24 protein-coding genes and 2 pseudogenes are annotated in these 15,854 nt (G+C 30.4%); 2 read left to right on the top strand and 24 right to left on the bottom strand.

Features of this window, described 5'->3' with window-relative positions; all coding sequences use genetic code 11:
* Nucleotides 1–427: 427 nt before the first annotated feature.
* The 19 genes and pseudogenes from MVE64_RS26420 to MVE64_RS26330 form a co-directional block, all read right to left on the bottom strand.
* Nucleotides 428–934 (bottom strand): hypothetical protein, encoded by a 507-nt coding sequence (locus MVE64_RS26420; RefSeq protein WP_247347674.1) that lies wholly within the window; start codon nucleotides 932–934, stop codon nucleotides 428–430.
* 201 nt (nucleotides 935–1,135) lie between these two features.
* Nucleotides 1,136–1,534, bottom strand: coding sequence for a hypothetical protein (locus MVE64_RS26415; RefSeq protein ID WP_247347672.1), 399 nt, complete (start codon nucleotides 1,532–1,534; stop codon nucleotides 1,136–1,138).
* 183 nt (nucleotides 1,535–1,717) lie between these two features.
* Nucleotides 1,718–2,065 carry a hypothetical protein gene (locus MVE64_RS26410; RefSeq protein ID WP_247347670.1) on the bottom strand — a complete coding sequence of 116 codons (348 nt, stop codon included), beginning with the start codon at nucleotides 2,063–2,065 and terminating at the stop codon, nucleotides 1,718–1,720.
* Between the two features lie 618 nt (nucleotides 2,066–2,683).
* Nucleotides 2,684–3,100, bottom strand: coding sequence for a DUF4304 domain-containing protein (locus MVE64_RS26405; RefSeq protein ID WP_247347668.1), 417 nt, complete (start codon nucleotides 3,098–3,100; stop codon nucleotides 2,684–2,686).
* Nucleotides 3,101–3,269: 169 nt separating this feature from the next.
* Nucleotides 3,270–3,644 (bottom strand): hypothetical protein, encoded by a 375-nt coding sequence (locus tag MVE64_RS26400; protein WP_247347666.1) that lies wholly within the window; start codon nucleotides 3,642–3,644, stop codon nucleotides 3,270–3,272.
* A gap of 274 nt (nucleotides 3,645–3,918) precedes the next feature.
* Nucleotides 3,919–4,407: a hypothetical protein gene (locus MVE64_RS26395; protein WP_247347664.1), complete on the bottom strand. Its 489-nt coding sequence runs from the start codon at nucleotides 4,405–4,407 to the stop codon at nucleotides 3,919–3,921.
* Nucleotides 4,408–4,491: 84 nt separating this feature from the next.
* Entirely contained in the window at nucleotides 4,492–5,001 is a 510-nt protein-coding gene (locus tag MVE64_RS26390; protein WP_247347662.1) for a hypothetical protein, read from the bottom strand.
* Nucleotides 5,002–5,234: 233 nt separating this feature from the next.
* Nucleotides 5,235–5,603 carry a tetratricopeptide repeat protein gene (locus MVE64_RS26385; protein ID WP_247347660.1) on the bottom strand — a complete coding sequence of 123 codons (369 nt, stop codon included), beginning with the start codon at nucleotides 5,601–5,603 and terminating at the stop codon, nucleotides 5,235–5,237.
* A gap of 123 nt (nucleotides 5,604–5,726) precedes the next feature.
* Entirely contained in the window at nucleotides 5,727–6,020 is a 294-nt protein-coding gene (locus MVE64_RS26380; RefSeq protein ID WP_247347658.1) for a barstar family protein, read from the bottom strand.
* A 150-nt stretch (nucleotides 6,021–6,170) separates the two neighbouring features.
* Nucleotides 6,171–6,659: a DUF3888 domain-containing protein gene (locus MVE64_RS26375; protein ID WP_247347656.1), complete on the bottom strand. Its 489-nt coding sequence runs from the start codon at nucleotides 6,657–6,659 to the stop codon at nucleotides 6,171–6,173.
* A 168-nt stretch (nucleotides 6,660–6,827) separates the two neighbouring features.
* Nucleotides 6,828–7,205 (bottom strand): peptide ABC transporter substrate-binding protein, encoded by a 378-nt coding sequence (locus MVE64_RS26370; RefSeq protein WP_247347654.1) that lies wholly within the window; start codon nucleotides 7,203–7,205, stop codon nucleotides 6,828–6,830.
* Between the two features lie 322 nt (nucleotides 7,206–7,527).
* On the bottom strand, nucleotides 7,528–7,689 hold the full coding sequence (locus tag MVE64_RS26365; protein ID WP_247347652.1) for a hypothetical protein: 162 nt from the start codon (nucleotides 7,687–7,689) through the stop codon (nucleotides 7,528–7,530).
* Nucleotides 7,682–7,936: a hypothetical protein gene (locus MVE64_RS26360; protein ID WP_247347650.1), complete on the bottom strand. Its 255-nt coding sequence runs from the start codon at nucleotides 7,934–7,936 to the stop codon at nucleotides 7,682–7,684. Before MVE64_RS26360 ends, MVE64_RS26365 begins: the two co-directional genes overlap by 8 nt.
* A gap of 165 nt (nucleotides 7,937–8,101) precedes the next feature.
* Nucleotides 8,102–8,416, bottom strand: a complete 315-nt coding sequence (locus MVE64_RS26355; protein WP_247347648.1) for a hypothetical protein — start codon at nucleotides 8,414–8,416, stop codon at nucleotides 8,102–8,104.
* 321 nt (nucleotides 8,417–8,737) lie between these two features.
* Nucleotides 8,738–9,157 carry a hypothetical protein gene (locus MVE64_RS26350; RefSeq protein ID WP_247347647.1) on the bottom strand — a complete coding sequence of 140 codons (420 nt, stop codon included), beginning with the start codon at nucleotides 9,155–9,157 and terminating at the stop codon, nucleotides 8,738–8,740.
* A 38-nt stretch (nucleotides 9,158–9,195) separates the two neighbouring features.
* Nucleotides 9,196–9,312, bottom strand: a pseudogene (locus MVE64_RS26345) (IS1595 family transposase); the annotation flags it as partial.
* A gap of 61 nt (nucleotides 9,313–9,373) precedes the next feature.
* Nucleotides 9,374–9,772 (bottom strand): hypothetical protein, encoded by a 399-nt coding sequence (locus tag MVE64_RS26340; RefSeq protein WP_247347736.1) that lies wholly within the window; start codon nucleotides 9,770–9,772, stop codon nucleotides 9,374–9,376.
* Nucleotides 9,773–9,972: 200 nt separating this feature from the next.
* Complete coding sequence (locus MVE64_RS26335) at nucleotides 9,973–10,668, bottom strand: hypothetical protein (RefSeq protein ID WP_247347646.1); 696 nt, start codon at nucleotides 10,666–10,668, stop codon at nucleotides 9,973–9,975.
* Nucleotides 10,669–10,804: 136 nt separating this feature from the next.
* Nucleotides 10,805–11,173: a tetratricopeptide repeat protein gene (locus tag MVE64_RS26330; protein WP_247347645.1), complete on the bottom strand. Its 369-nt coding sequence runs from the start codon at nucleotides 11,171–11,173 to the stop codon at nucleotides 10,805–10,807.
* Nucleotides 11,174–11,440: 267 nt separating this feature from the next.
* Between MVE64_RS26330 and MVE64_RS26325 the strand changes: the two genes are divergently transcribed.
* Nucleotides 11,441–11,620 carry a hypothetical protein gene (locus MVE64_RS26325; protein WP_247347644.1) on the top strand — a complete coding sequence of 60 codons (180 nt, stop codon included), beginning with the start codon at nucleotides 11,441–11,443 and terminating at the stop codon, nucleotides 11,618–11,620.
* 151 nt (nucleotides 11,621–11,771) lie between these two features.
* Here the strand turns inward: MVE64_RS26325 and MVE64_RS26320 are convergent, their stop codons facing one another.
* From MVE64_RS26320 to MVE64_RS26305, 4 genes and pseudogenes are all read right to left on the bottom strand, one after another.
* Nucleotides 11,772–12,332: a hypothetical protein gene (locus tag MVE64_RS26320; RefSeq protein ID WP_247347643.1), complete on the bottom strand. Its 561-nt coding sequence runs from the start codon at nucleotides 12,330–12,332 to the stop codon at nucleotides 11,772–11,774.
* A gap of 130 nt (nucleotides 12,333–12,462) precedes the next feature.
* A pseudogene (locus tag MVE64_RS26315) lies at nucleotides 12,463–12,659 on the bottom strand (CPCC family cysteine-rich protein).
* Nucleotides 12,660–13,095: 436 nt separating this feature from the next.
* Complete coding sequence (gene spoIIP, locus MVE64_RS26310) at nucleotides 13,096–14,037, bottom strand: stage II sporulation protein P (RefSeq protein ID WP_247347634.1); 942 nt, start codon at nucleotides 14,035–14,037, stop codon at nucleotides 13,096–13,098.
* Nucleotides 14,027–14,566, bottom strand: a complete 540-nt coding sequence (locus tag MVE64_RS26305; protein WP_247347632.1) for an RNA polymerase sigma factor — start codon at nucleotides 14,564–14,566, stop codon at nucleotides 14,027–14,029. Before MVE64_RS26305 ends, spoIIP begins: the two co-directional genes overlap by 11 nt.
* Before the next feature lie 330 nt (nucleotides 14,567–14,896).
* On the opposite strand from MVE64_RS26305, the gene MVE64_RS26300 reads away from it, so the two are divergent.
* On the top strand, nucleotides 14,897–15,283 hold the full coding sequence (locus tag MVE64_RS26300; protein WP_247347631.1) for a hypothetical protein: 387 nt from the start codon (nucleotides 14,897–14,899) through the stop codon (nucleotides 15,281–15,283).
* 170 nt (nucleotides 15,284–15,453) lie between these two features.
* Here the strand turns inward: MVE64_RS26300 and MVE64_RS26295 are convergent, their stop codons facing one another.
* Nucleotides 15,454–15,807: a hypothetical protein gene (locus tag MVE64_RS26295; protein WP_247347629.1), complete on the bottom strand. Its 354-nt coding sequence runs from the start codon at nucleotides 15,805–15,807 to the stop codon at nucleotides 15,454–15,456.
* Nucleotides 15,808–15,854: the final 47 nt, after the last annotated feature.

The following is a 15,854-nucleotide window of genomic DNA, read 5'->3' as shown; positions in this document are numbered from 1 at the left end:
TATCTAACTTGGATATTGTAAAACACATCTAATTCAAGAATGGCGCTTAAGGACTTCCCTTATTCATGAAAAGGCGCTTTGTTTGCGGATATAGTTATGTAAAAACTTTTATTTAACAACTCTTACATACGTTTTTTCTGTTATAAAAAGTTGCAGCTCTTATCACTTTAATCACCTACTTAAATAGAATCTGTATCAGTTCATTTCTTCATTTCCTCTTAGAATTATTCTATCTATGATACAGAATATCCTGTGCTTTCATCATAAAAGGCACACCTCAACATGAAATGCACCTCTACTTTTGAAGATCACTAATGATTGAATTTTACTTCTTTCATAAACGCGCTTCTTTTTGTGGAAGATCAGCATTTTTGTTGCTGTAGATGATTGATGTATTAACGCCCCTTTTAGTTTAACAACTATTATTTCACCCACTATGTATTTCAAAGCAGAAATATCCGAATGGTATATGATCATCTGTTAATTCCATTTCTTTTTTTGCAATTTCCATCATTATGGGGAGAATTTCTCTTAATTTCTCCTTATATTGTTCAAGAGCAATTTTAAATGACCTTACATCTTCTTTTTGACATAGAGGATATAATATTGAACCTAACCTAAAATCATTATGTACTCTTGATGTATCTGGAACATTTAGACAATCTATAATATGTTCCTCCTGAATTTTCTCGTCAAACCAATCTCTACATTCTATAAAAAATATATATTCTTCAAACTCAATTTGCATATCCAATAGTTCATTAATATAAAATGGTGTGATTCTTATATAATTTGTAGTTGAATTAGCATTAATAATTTCATCTAAAATACACTTTAAATCTGTAATCGTCGGGAAATATCTATATTTTCCGTTATAGTAAGAAGTGTTGTGGTAAACTATTTCATTAATCTTGCCATCTTGTTTATTTAACATTTCACTTCACCTACTTTTCAGTCCAATTAATGTTATCACTTCTTCCACTTAACTCTCCTTTAAGTTTAAGTGTACTTCACATACACTTATCACACTTTCATTTTAATTTTAATTGACCTTCTCCAATATGGCTCTTACCATAAGAACGACACGAATCCTACACATTTGCATCCTATAGTTCAATAAGAACTAATCTACACTTTAAAGAGTAATTAATGGTAAATAGTTTGATAAAACTTCAACAACATCATCGGATGTCATAAATACATAGTGTTTCACATCATCTTGGTAATCCCACTTCCCACACCCCTCTTTCTTAAACCAATTAAGATAAGAAGAATTTTTAACTTTGAATAGTGACCAATTACTATAAAATTCACCTCCATACTCCTTATCTAAATCGCGTAATGTCTGATACAAAACTCCTTCATCGGTGTTTCTATAAGATAAAACTCCACTGTCGAAATTAAATGCTATTGTTTTATCATCTCCTGTTTCAAATAGTAAAGTAAGACCATTTTTATTATCAATTAGACTTTGTAAATAAATCCTCTTAGGGAAACTATGTACTGGTTCCCATCTTTCCCAAATCTCTTTCATACTTAAATTAACCTCACTCATTAACTTTTTTAATTATTTTATCACTCCATCTTGAAGTAAACTCCGTTACACCTCTTTACAATTACAATTTTATTCTAATTGATCTTCAGCAAAATGGCCTTTTAACATGAAAAATGCACTTATCTTTCTTCAAGATAAGCGCTTTGTTTGTTAAATAAGCTGCTAATTGTTTTTAGCCAGATCAATTGCAACAGCAAGTTTAATCTGCCTTATCTTACTTAAACTCTTTCTGAAATTAGTAACAGATATGCTTTCAATTACAGGTTTAACATTAGTATCGACACGAGAAATTTCAATTTTAGTTATTGTTTCTGTATTTATAAGAACTGTATAAATATCCTCGCCTTGTTCTGGTATCCAATCAATGATGTATGCTGATTTCATATTGGGGAACGTACTCTCTATTACAGACAACAACTTTTTATTACTTTTATCATTCAGCAGATATTTATATGATTTAATCAATTGTTCTCTTATATTCTGTTCTGTTTTACTTCCAATCAATTTCATTGTTTTACCTACTTTTATTAATTTTATTCCTTATTGCAGTAACCTGCTCCGTTTGTTTAAGTGAACCCCTTCACAAATATCGATCGATTTCTAAGTGATTTTCCTCAATCTGACATTTCAACAACAGAACTAAGCACCTTTCCTTGTTCCAGAAAGGCGCTTACTTCTGTTGTTGAAGGAAATTGCTGACCTAAAAGTATTCTTTATATACAATAAGCGTAGCAACTATAGCTCCTACTAAATAGAAAATTGATGCGATAAGGATAAATGATGGTTGAAACTTTTTCTCTTCTTTATTGATTTTAATTCCTGTTTCGCCTTGCACAGTTATGTTTAATGAATCACTAATAAAGCCACCTGATGAATTTGTTAAAAGTGCAAAAACAATACCGATTAATCCAACATAAAAAGATGCATCAACAAAGTTTATATCAAAAATCTTTGTAATTCCCCAATTTATTATTATTAATAGTATGAATGTAATTCCTAAATTTAATATTTTAATAATATGAATACCCCCATTCTTCTCTCTACCATTAGTTATTCTACATCTTCACTTACATAACCTCCTATCATCTCCTTGTTCCATAAAGGCGCTTTGATTGCAGAAGATTGCAATTACTTGAAGAACTTGGTAATCCACGAACGGTCAGATACATTTAATAAATCTACAACAATGGATGCTACTTTCTCAAAATCTTCTACTGATTTTGCATTTTCAAAATCAAACCATATACCGTCTTCATCAATTGATTTGGCTCCTAACCTAAATCTTTCGTTTATATCATGGGCAGTAACTTTGTTTGGCGGAATGTACTCTCCCCAATGTGTTGTTACACCTTCTATTGTACAAATCGCTAATTCAACTACAAATGAGCCTCCCCATTTGTTAAATTGAAAAGTAATTAAATCTATGTTAGTTTCATTTTTTCTTCTAAAGTGAGGTAATGAGCCTTTAAATCCTTGTTCTCTTAAAAAAGGTATTGCAACTTTTTTTAAAGCAGTATTCATCATTTCCCTGTCATTCGATGCCATTTTCCGTCCTCTTCTTCTGATTGGTTTTTCAACTATTCTGTGCCTTTAGTTTAAATGAATTACTCACAATTCCTTTTCCATTTCAAAGTGTGCTTCTCATTTCTTGAGGTATTTTCAAAAAAACTATAACCCTTTTTTCAAGCAGAGCTTTGATTTTTGAAGATCATTATTAAACTAAAGCACCCGTTTGTGGAGAATCAATTATTTGTTTTTTCTCGTAACCTTTTCCCACAACGGTCTCTTTATTCAAATCCACATACACAATAAGTTTGCCTACAGAATCAGTTTCAGTACCATTAAATATTACTGCATATAGCCTCTTACCGATAAGATTATTGCCAAACTGTTCACTTAATTCATCATTTACTGTCACTTTTTTTACTGATGAATCTTTTGGAGACACAAGAATTTTATCTTTTTCCTCCTTTGTTAGGCTATTAAAGGCAACCATCTCAATTGGTAATTTATCCCCTTGTAAAAAATTACATCCACTAATAAACATAGATAGGCAGGCTAAAAGAGAAATCAAAATATGATTTTTCAAAATCTCACTCCTATAAAGTACTCTATTAATAGTTCTTTTTCGATATGTAAAAGCGATCACTTTGTGTAGCAATCATGCTTCTTTACATGAAAAAGCACTTTCCTTTATTCAAGATAAGCGCTTCTATTGTTTGAGATTGAATTTCAATCTTCTTCATACTCTGATTTAACAAGGGTAGTTCCTATTGGAAGGGTATTTGTTATTTTTACTATTGTTGAAAATCGTATATCATTAGAGATTACAAATACATTAATTAGGCCCCATCAAAACCGATTCAAAAAACACTATCATTCTCAGCGAGAGTAATAATCGGGGTGTCTATTTTCTTGATACCTGTAAGAGTTTTAAATTCCCTTTTACCAAAACTAAAAACATCTCTTTGTAGAGACCATAATGCTAAGTTATTCATACTCCCATTTGCATATACATATGGAAACAAAAAACTAAAATCACTATAATCTTTAATGGTTACTTTATAAAAACAATCATTTTCTTTTTCATATGTAGTCCTTTTATACTCAATCTTATGCCTTAAACAAACTCCTTCAAATTCCTCTTGTCCGTATACCTCAACAAGCATATGTATTGGAAATTGATTTATTACTTTTATCCAACTAGTTAGAAAATCTAAATGTTTATCAGTACTAAATGAAATATCAACTATATAATCTTTGTTACCATCAATTGCAAAAGGGAAAAATCCACCTACATCGGGTATATTCGAAATCCACTTCTTAGGTATTATTCCTATTTCAATTTTCATCGAAATTCATCCTCTATATAGTATAATTTAATCCCTAACGTTTTTTTTATAACTAAATACTATTTATTTGAACTTCCTATTTGGTTAACGTTCCTTTTTCGTAAAAAAAATGTTCATCATTTTATCATTTTTCAAAAGTAAATTAGCTTCTGTTTTGATCTTTGTAATAACGTCCTTTTCAAACTCTAAATGCACATCATCACCATAGCGTAATATATCAATCATTTCGCTAATCTCATACCACTCAATTAAATCATCTGGATAAAGTAATTCTTTTCCAACAATTCGAAAAATCCTATAAGCCAAATCAAGGATCTCTGATGGATTTTCCAGAATTATAATTCTCATAGCTAAATGTGCTATATATCCTCTTGCACTGGTCACGTGGCTTGGTTGCTTTATTTCTATCTCTTCTAAGGCCCTTTTAAAGTAATCCTCAATTTCAAAGATATTATCATCGTTTGAGAACGAAGAAATTGCATTTATAGAAGGTGATGATTCATTGCGTTCTAACAAATGTTGTGACCATTTCAAATAGTCCTCAATCGTAACAATTCCCTTTTTAATCTTATAAAATAAAGCATTTGTTTCCAAACTATCGAACCACCTTAAATGTGCTTTTTTCAAAACAAAAAATTCTCTTATTCCACTCATATTAGCTTACGACAAGGATGAAATAGATAAATTGTATAGGTAAGAATTAATATTTGAACCCCCCATAACACCATGGTAACTTCTTCATTAATTGAATTGGAGATAGTAAATGCATGCGTACAAGTTTTAAAAGAATGAAATAAGCAACCCTAGAATAAAAGGATTCTCTATAGTTAGGTAATTTCATGGCTTATTTGTTCGAGTAATTTTCTAGCTGGATTATAAGTTTTATTTCGTCTTAGGATCTTTTCTAGAATGTCAATTGCTAAATCTGAATTACCTTCCAATATAAGTGATTCAGCGTATTGAATAGCTACCTTGTCTTGTTTAGGATTTTGAGTGTACGCCGTTTTAATATATGGCATTGCCTCCAACTCTTTTCCTAATTTCAATAAACATTCATATATTCTCGCATAAGTTCTTGAGTGTTCAGATAACTGATTGGATTTAATAAAACAATTTAAAGCATTTTGAAATTCTTTATTCTTGAATTCTAAAAGACCTTCTTGATAGAGAAGATATGACTGTTCCTGATTATCCAACATTTTCAATCCTTTCATTGCTAACTCAACAAATTGTTTTTGCATAATAAATAATAAAGTAGCGATCCATTTTCAAGAACAGTGCTTTAATTATGGAAGATCGTTACTGAAATAAAGCATCTGTTAGTGAAATAAGAAATCTCTTCTCTCGTCAGGGAATTCTTCATTAAAATCATTTAGACATACTAATAAGACATTAGCATCTGAAGGCAATTTTGCTTCTAAACTCTCCCATCCAATAAACTCTATTTTCACTGGTAGTTCAATAAGACCTGTTATTGCATCCCAAAAAGCATCCCAGTTCTCACCATAGAAATTAGGAAGCTCAAGGGCTTCTTTTAATAATAAATGTAACTCTTGTGATGTATTAATACTAGATACATCAATCGTAATCATAGATTGTTTTTTTATACTCATATAAAATACCTCAATTAAAGTATTGCACCCCGTTAGTTAAATAAGAAAAGGGACGTTTATTCTACATTCCGTCTTTTTATTGTTAAAGAGTGTAAATTAGGTTAAATGCTAAAATAAAACGTGAAATGAGCAGATCATGTAATAAATGATCTACTCATTATTAGGTTTATTGTGTCTATAGTCGATTAATTTGATAGCTAGATGATCTTTTATTTCTTTATTGTTTACTAAATCTGGGTTAACACCAAACGTTAAAGTATCTGTTCCAAAAAACTTTTGATTGTTCATATCTCCGTTATGAACAGTAACTGTAAAAGTAACGGTATAGGGGAAATGTTCATTATTTATTTCCTGATCTACTTCGTAATGGATTTCAACAACATTATATTTATTATCCCAGTCGTACGTTAAACCAGTAGCAGAAGGATCTTTGTAATATTTTTGAGTCTCTTTTACAATATGGGGCATAAAAAGCTCAATCATAAAGTTTTTAAGATATTGTTCTTGTGTAACATCATGAGTAGCATTATATAAGTCCTCGCTATAACCTTTACGATTGAAATCTTCCGCACAAGCAATTTGTAATGAAATTAAAAGGGTCATTGGTAATAGAACAAGCGAATGAATAATTGTTTTCATTTTCCACCTCCTCTAACTATAATCTGTAAAGAAATACAATTTATTCATTAATAAAGGTACAGATAAGTATCTACTTACACTTTAAAACACTTATGCTAATTTTCAGGATAAGCGGTTTAATTACTGAAGAGAATTATTAAACAAACGCACTGTTATCACAATAAATAATTAACTAATCCAAGTCATTTTTACTTCTTTGGATTTCCATTTATTTTCTTTATAATGAACAGTAACCTCTACTCCAACAGCCCCTAGACCCGAACGATACTTGGAACCCTCAAAAAAGATATTGTTATTGAACTTAAAATCAACCTTTTCTATTCTAAGAAGCACGCCACCCAAAGACATTGTTTCAGGATCATACAATCCCTTTTCTTTCAGTTGTTCAAAAGTTGCAACCATTACGTCAACATTATATTTTGCCTTGAAGTAACTTAAAATTTCTTCTTTATCACTTTCATCTACTTCTTCGAAATTACTCATATCAATAGCCACATATTCCATATCACTGCTTATTGCGTCATATTGTTCCATTATAGAATCCAATGCAACATTTCTCCTAAATGTTCCTTCGGGTCTTTCCAAGTATTACAAGCATAAAGTGATAGCGTTAGGAAAAACAAAATACTAAAGCATTTAAACTTCAAATATATCCCCTCCTTTACTGTATAGACGATGTTAATATTAACTCCGTTACATATCCTTCTATTATTGTAATAACCTTTCATTTTAGTTCGAGTAAAACGTTCCATAATACTTATTTCCATGATAAGTGATCTTCTCCAATATGGCCTTTTACATAAAAAAAAGACACGAATGTTATTACACATTTGCACTTTGTTTGCAGAATATCGTTATTTAAAAACTTTTATTTAACAACTCTTACATACGTTTTTTCTGTTATTTCAATTTGATCTACATTAAAGTCCTTTATTTTTAGGGTAAACTCATTTTCTCTCTTCTCAGTTTCTTCACCTAACCAACAACTATAAACTTCAAAGTACTCTCCTGGTTTCAGGAACTTATCCATTATTTAGCATAGTCTTATGAATTTCTTTTTTTGATACAGCATTTACTTCTGAATTAGTGTGTATTGAAATATCGATTCCCCAATCGGTTGAAACCTCATAGACCAAACAAGTAGTGAATTGATACTTTTTTACATTTAATCGATGATAATACTCCGAAAATGAATTACCGATTAGTAATACATCATTTGAGTCTTCGGAACTTAAAGGTAGTTCTACATTACACCCAATATAACTGGCTAAGCTCATAACTATCCCCCCCTTTTTTAAAAAATAAGATATTCTTTATTGAAAATATCTAACCATTTTTCTCCTTGATCAGTCTGTTTTTGAAAGTTCATCATGATTATAGCGCTTGATTATTCTTTGTTCCTGAAAAGTGCTTTTGGTGGAATCCTTTATATAGAGGAAAGATTAGTCTCCGTAAAAACCCACTTTCCATACGCCAGGGTCCGAGATTCTTTTTATTAGAACAGCCATTTTCTGTTGATGGCCTTCAACAAAAGGACAGTGATTTTTAAGTTCATTAACCAGTTGCTCAATATGTCGACCATAGTATTCTGGTGAGACACCATAAAAATTGTAAAACTTAAATAATTGAGGGTAGTTTTTATTAGTAATGCTCCCTAAATTATTTCTAAAAAAAATAGAATAATGAAATCCACGGTTAATAAATATGATTGCTAGCTCATTACCTTTTCTGTCATAAGTAATACAATGTATAGTCATTGTTTAGCTCCAATTATCTAGAATTTACTGTTCTTATTAAAAAGGTCATCCTAATTTTATTCTGAATAGATTAATATGAAACCTTTGTTTTACTTTAACCGTAACTGAAATATGGAGGCAAGGAGTGTTATCATAAAAAAATTTCTTACCTTTATTATTTATTATTAACAATATCAAATTTGCAACAACTAAATTTATAATTTTAGTGATATTAAGCCTCTCCATTTTTTTAAGTATAGGCTCTGTTAAATTTTAATGTTGATTTTTTGATATATTTTAGGGAAACCCCGATATATAAGGGTAAACCTAAACTTGAACCAATTATGGAAATAAATTTAACTCCCAATCCTGCCATTTTTCTTTAAGTGAAGAGATCAATTTTTTCCCACCAAATGAAATAGAGCATTCGTGTGAAGCATAAATAATCCAGTTAAAGTCTTTACTGAACCAAAACCTCTCACAATAACGACCATCATAAGAAGGGTCAAGAGAATTTGTTTCAACAATCCACAAGGTACGGTCTTCGTGCATTTCATAGATTTGATTATTATTATGACCTAATAGGAAGTTCTGAATTTCTGATACTTTATCTGCAATATCCTCAATATATTCAGCGTTAAATGCAATAACATCGCTTCGTTTACAATCATAAAGGGGATACCAATAATGCTTTTCAATGTCCCATATGAATTTTAGCTTTTTTACAAGATCATCAGTTTTTTGACTTGATACTTGTTCCATAAACAATTGTTCCCCCAATCCGATTGTTAGTTTGAAAACTAAACAACGAATTTTGACGCACGCAAACTATCATATGTATCGGTCATTTCATATACAAATGTTGTAAACGAGAAATCTTTAATATTTTGTTTTGTGCTTTCATTGCTTCGGTGATCTTACACTAATGTACCAGCCGTTAGCAAACACCCTATAGTTCAATAAGAACTCATCTTCACTTTAAAGTCTAATTGATGGTGAATAGTTTGATAAAACTTCGACAACATCATCGGATGTCATAAATACATAGTGCTTCACATCATCTTTGTAATCCCACTTCCCAGACCCCTCTTTCTTAAACCAATTAAGATAAGAAGAATTTTCCACTTTAAAAAGTGACCACTTACTATAGAACTCACCCCCATACTCCTTATCTAAATCGCATAATGTCTGATACATATCTCCTTCATCGATATTTCTATAAGATAAAACTCCACTGTCGAAATTAAATGCTATTGTTTTATCATCTTCTGTTTCAAATAGTAAAGTAAGACCATTTTTATTATCAATTAGACTCTGTAAATAAATTCTCTTAGGGAAACTCTGTACTGGTTCCCATCTTTCCCAAATTTCTTTCATACTCAAATTAACCTCACTCATTTACTTTTTTAATTATTTTATCACTCATCTTGAACTAAACTACATTACTTTAAGTGCACTTATTTACAATTTCAATTTCATTCTAATTGATCTTCTCCCATCTGGCCTTATAAATAAACGCTGTCCTTTTATTCAAGAACAGCGCTTTTATTGTTGAATAACATTATTATCATCACTAACTATTCATAATAATATGAGTTAGTCCATCCATATTCTTTACCATTATCTGCACACCATTTAAGAAAACCTTTTTTACCCTCATTTTTAAAAGCAATCCAATCGCTTAACAGATTTTTGTAGTAGTTTACACTTTCAGCTACATACTTTCTACTATCAACATTTGTGATTTCTTTAGAAAGGTTTTCGATTTTCAAAACAATGTCTTGATCCTCTGAAATATCGCCAAGGTAGGCATCCTCAGAAATGTGGTGAAAAGAAAAATTAAGGAAATTAAGATAATAGTTAATGATTGCCATTAACACTTTTTGTTCACTCTTTCCACCAATTCTTAGTGCCGTTTCAAGGTACTTTAAATGGTTTTCTGTTTTTAAGAATAAACCGTACCATCTATATGGTTGAGGGTCTTTTGGATTTTCATACAACCACTCATCAAGAATTGGTTTTAGTATGTTTTCCTCAAGTGGATGTACTAGTACATCATGTATATCCACTGATTCCTCAAACAATTTAAAAAGCCAGTGAGCAAATTCCTTTTTCTGTTTAGGCTGCCAGGCCTCTGCCTCATTAATAAAAAGGTTAAGCGATCTAAAGGCATCTTTCCTAAGTCCCTTTTCTTTAAAAAGGCAAAACTCTTTAAAATGCGGATAAATATCCAAAGTTTTATCTTGGATTAAATTCGTTAGTATATCAATCAAATCAGCTACACCTTCTTTCATTGAGGAATTTTCAGCTTATTATGAATCAGCACCCTTAAATTTTCAAATTTGTTATATAGCTCATTTAAATCAACAATCTTCTTTTTCTATCTCAAGTAACCTGGATTCTCTATAGTTAGGTAATTTCATATCTTATCTGTTCGAGTAATTTTCTAGCTGGATTATAAGTTTTATTTCGTCTTAGGATCTTTTCAAGAATATCAATTGCTAATTCTGATTTCCCTTCAAATATAAGTGATTCAGCGTATTGAATAGCTACCTTGTCTTGTTTAGGATTTTGAGTGTATGCCGTTTTAATATATGGCTTTGCCTCCAACTCTTTTCCTAATTTCAATAAACATTGATATATTCTTGCATATGTTCTTGAGTGTTCAGACAACTGATTGGATTTAATAAAACAATTTAGAGCATTTTGAAATTCATTTTTCTCGAATTCTAATAGACCTTTTTGATAGAGAAGATATGACTGTTCATGATTATCCAACATATTCAATCCTTTCATTGCTAAATCAACAAATTTCTTTGCATAATAAATAAAAAAAGTAGCTATCCATTTACAAGAACAGCGCTTTGATTGTGGAAGATCATTAATCCAAAACTTCCTTGAATAGCCAATCTAAATATGAAACCTTTGTATAATTCAACCGTAACTTAAATATGGAGGTGTGTTATCTTTAGAAAATTCCTTACCTTTATTCTAACTTTGGTAGCATTATTAGGTTTAAATTTTGGTATTAGCATTTTATTTAATGTGTCTTTTGTTGATTATTCCTTTTTTGTAGGTTTACTTGGTGCAGTTGTTATTTATTTTTTTAGTTCATCAGGTGGCTTCTCAAGTAATAACCTAGATATGCTCGCCCAAGCTACTACAGGTTTTAAAATGGAAACTAATAGTAAAGAAGAAAAGAAATTTTACACTTCAATCTTTTAAACGGTTATAGCAGTAATTATCCTTATCTACACTTATAAAGAATACTTTTAATAAAATAAACACACACATTTTGGGTAATGTGTGTGTTTTATTAATTCATATTATGTTAGCTTCTTTATTCATGATTTGCGCTTCGTTTGCATTAGTTGATCTATATTTGTAATTTTCCTTCAATCTTCGCAATTTCAGATATTAACTCATTATATTCTATTTCTGTAAAAATACTGTATCTTTTTAGATTATTATAAAATTCTTTAGCTGCAACAATTAAACGAAACAAGTATTCATTACTGTTAACTATTCCTGAGTAGTATATATCGGTAGGATCATACTCATTAAAGATTTTCCACTTTAAGTTTCCTATTTCATCTTCTTTTGTTAATCTTAGAATATTAGGATCAATTCCTAATAATACTTCGCTAATCTTCCTCTCTTGATACTCAATTACAGCATCAATTATATCCTCCCATAAGTTTAATCCCTTAAATTTATGGTCTAACAGTATATTATTATTGAATTCGATATTAATACAAATTTCTAGATGTTTTGAATCAATTAAATCCTCTTCTATTAACTTTTTCACTAGAGATTCTTGATTAAAAGATATATGGCACACTTCTGGAAATTTCACTAAACATTCCTCAAAATTGCTCCCTAGTTTTTGGTCAATAATGTTTCTTGGTATTACTAAATAGGTTTTAATATTATTCATTTTTCACCACCTAGATAATATTCGTCTAGAACATCTTTTTCTAAATGCATTTTCTCAATTCAGTTTGGTTGCCTTGTTCAAGAACAGTGCTTCTATTGTTGAAGATCGAACATTGGAGCGTTTATAACTCCTATAAAGGTTTCCAGTTAGGGTCTTTTATATCATTCTCGTTTGGTTTTCTAACAGAATCTATACAAAATTCTGAGCATGCACCGAATTTAATAAAGTTTTCTTGTGCTTGCCTTAATGAAACATCATTTGCTCCCCCTGGTAATCTGGATCTCGAAATTGTACACCATCGTCTTCCCAAAAGCATATTTTACAAATTGCATATGTATCTGTTGGCTCTTCATCCAACGTTTTATATCCACAACAAGGACAAGTATATTTCATGTAATCACCTCACTTATATAGAAGAAAGTCTAAAATATTTTCTATAACTATCCACTTTATGTTCATAAATTAACTGAAGAGCATCACGAAAAAAATAATACGAACTGGAAATACTTCACAAACAACTCTAAACAATCATTCCTTAACTTACATAAGGCCTTTCCTTATTCATTAAAGGCGCTTTTGTTTGTGGAAAATGATTAACTACCTCTTAATCATCTCTCGCTTCACATAAAATATCCACCTCATGCTACATTGCTTATTATAATTATTCAGTTTATGTTTTTATACATTCTTTGTTTCTAAATTAAAAAGGCACATCTCAACATGAAATATGCCTAGTCTTTAGAGACAAACTCATTTTTTTATTTTAGTGTAGTTCTAATAATACCTCTTCTATAACCTCTGATAATATCTTTGTACTGTTGAATTCCTCAACTAAGGTGTTATCGACTCCACCAATTTGAACCATTAATGAATTGCCAAAGAGATCTTGGTTATAAGTATTTTTTGTATCTTCACCTTGTATAAAGACACCTGAAGAAACTCCTGGATATTTCTCTTCTAATTTATTGTGAAATTGCTGTGCTATATTCATATTTTCATCAAATTTATTACTACTTCCAGAAACTATAAAGCTAATTTTCGAAGTACTAACACCATTAATATCAGTGGTTGTCTGATCTTTTCTTTGAGAATCTCTGTGAATATCCAAGATTAACTTTATATTTTCATTTTCTTCGAGTGCCTTACTAATAATTGGCCTTGTAACCTCGTAGGACTTTGAAAATCTTAACCCCTTTTCTTTCATTAATCCCTGAAAATCAGTATTATCATGGATTGAATGAATCCCTTTTGCATCCAACAGTTCATCAAGTTTTTTTCCAACCAATGTAATGTTTTGTTTATCATCGATTCCCTTTTGAGTTTCCTCTGGTTCAAACAATGGTATAAAAGATTCAGTGTTATGTGTACTATAAATAAACACTGAATTATTATTTGAGTTATGAGTACTAACTTTATCAACGTCATCTTGAATAAGATTAACATCTTGATTATTCAAAAAAGAAATCATTTGGCTAGCTGAATGACTGATATACTGTGAACCACCGAAAAAGAAAATCCATGATAACATGAACAGTAATGAAGATACACCTGATAGATAGTAAGACTTTCTCACAAGACTTCTCTTGTTATTTGTTTTTCTCGCTTCTTTTATCAATTTTAACCTTGTCTGTTGAACAAATTCTTCACGGGGTATAATGTCTGAAGAATTTTTTATTAAATCAAAAATCTCATCTTCAGTTCGCATTATTAAATACCTCCTCTGAATTAATATGTAGTTCTTTTTTTAACTTATTTAATGCCCTATGATAATCAACTTTTACTTTTGACTCCTTACAATTAAGAATCTCTGCTGTTTCTTTTATAGAAAACTCATTAATTGCCCTTAGAATAATAACTATTCGATAATTTGGCTTAAGTGCTGATATGGCGCTATACAATATTCTTTTATTTTCATTATTTTGGAGAACTTCATAAGGCGTTTTTTGTGCTGAAGGCAATTGATTTAAAAAATTCTCTTTTATAACTGAGATAAACCTCTTTCTTCTAACAAGATCTATTGCAGCGTGCTTTGCTATTGAGAAGATCCAAGTTTTTATACTTCCTGAATCATTATAATTAGAATAAGATTTTATCACCCTTATGAATACTTCCTGTGTCAAATCCTCGGCATCATCTCTATTCCCAGTAAAACAGATTAAAAATTTATAAACGTCTAAGTAGTATAAATCATATAGTTTTTCTACTTTTACCTCAAATGAATTACCATCATCCAACTTCAATCCCCCCTTTTCTTTTTTGTTCAACTATTAATCGAATGAGAAGCAAAAAGGTTACAGTATTTTCAAAAGAAAATATACAAACTATAAATACCTTTAATGAGAGTACATCTCTCGGAAGTAGGAATGCCACAAAACAGGTAAGACCCTAATTTGTGACTTTTCATTTAATAAAAATTCCCATTTAGATAAGAATATACTATATCAAATATAAGGAGGAAGATTAACATTAATAAGAATATAGTTACCATATTCACTTTGTTACTTTTGTTAATTGTCTCGACAAAGGCAAATGCTTTATCTTTCGATGAGTTACCAGTTAAACAAATGTCAAAACAATGGTCAGTTCAAATAGGTGAAGCTGAGAAAGGAAAGGATTTAGTGAAGCCTGAAAAAGGCCAATTCAATACTTACTCCATAGATGTTAATAACATTGGTAAGGATATTAATTCTGTGGAAATTAATTTGTATAGAAATGAGCCTAACTCTATAACAAAGTACTCGCTTTTTGGTTGTCCAGATGGACAAGAGTGTAATGAAAGCCAATATGAAACTGCAAAAGCACTAGCTAAACAAATGAACAATGGCGCTCCATATCACGGAGCAAATTTCCTCTTGGCTGAAAAAGCAACAGAGTTAGAAGTGGAGATCATTTGGACAGAGAATAGTGAAGGCAGACCATTAAAAGAAACATTTACATTTACTGCTGAATAACTATTTTAGGTAAAACTTAACATCGTGAAAAGCACGATGTTTTTTTGTCCATATATTGCTAACATATGAACTTAAGTATTATGGCCTTTAACATAAAAAGCACTTACCTTTTATTCAAGATAAGCGCATTGTTTGTTGAATAAGGAGTCATAGGCATACTAACATCCTGGTCAATGATTTTGGAGAAATTCAATTAATTCTTTTTCACTGTATGTTTTAAATACTATATCTTTTGTGTCAAAAACTACGAAAGCTGGAGATTTTTCTAATTCAATGAATTTGTATTGATTATTAATCTCTTCAACTGAATTTCTTCCATGGACAGTTTGGACATTATAGATTTTATTTTCATCCAACCATTCGTTCCCTATTTCATAATCTCCAGCCTCATCAACAACTAATAAAGAATATTTAGTTTCATTATTTGAAAACAACGGATGTAAAGGCTCTGGGTCAGCATTTGAAAAATATGAACAACCAACCAACATTGTAGAAATAAATAATAACAACAGTGTTTTTTTCATAGAAACCCCCATGTTAAGATTGTTATTACAAATTTACCATTAACTGT

The sequence above is a fragment of the Metabacillus endolithicus genome (assembly GCF_023078335.1).
Classification (GTDB): Bacteria; Bacillota; Bacilli; order Bacillales; family Bacillaceae; genus Metabacillus; species Metabacillus endolithicus.
The sequence above is the reverse complement of the archived record's forward strand: the minus strand, read 5'-3'. Positions and strand labels throughout refer to the sequence as shown.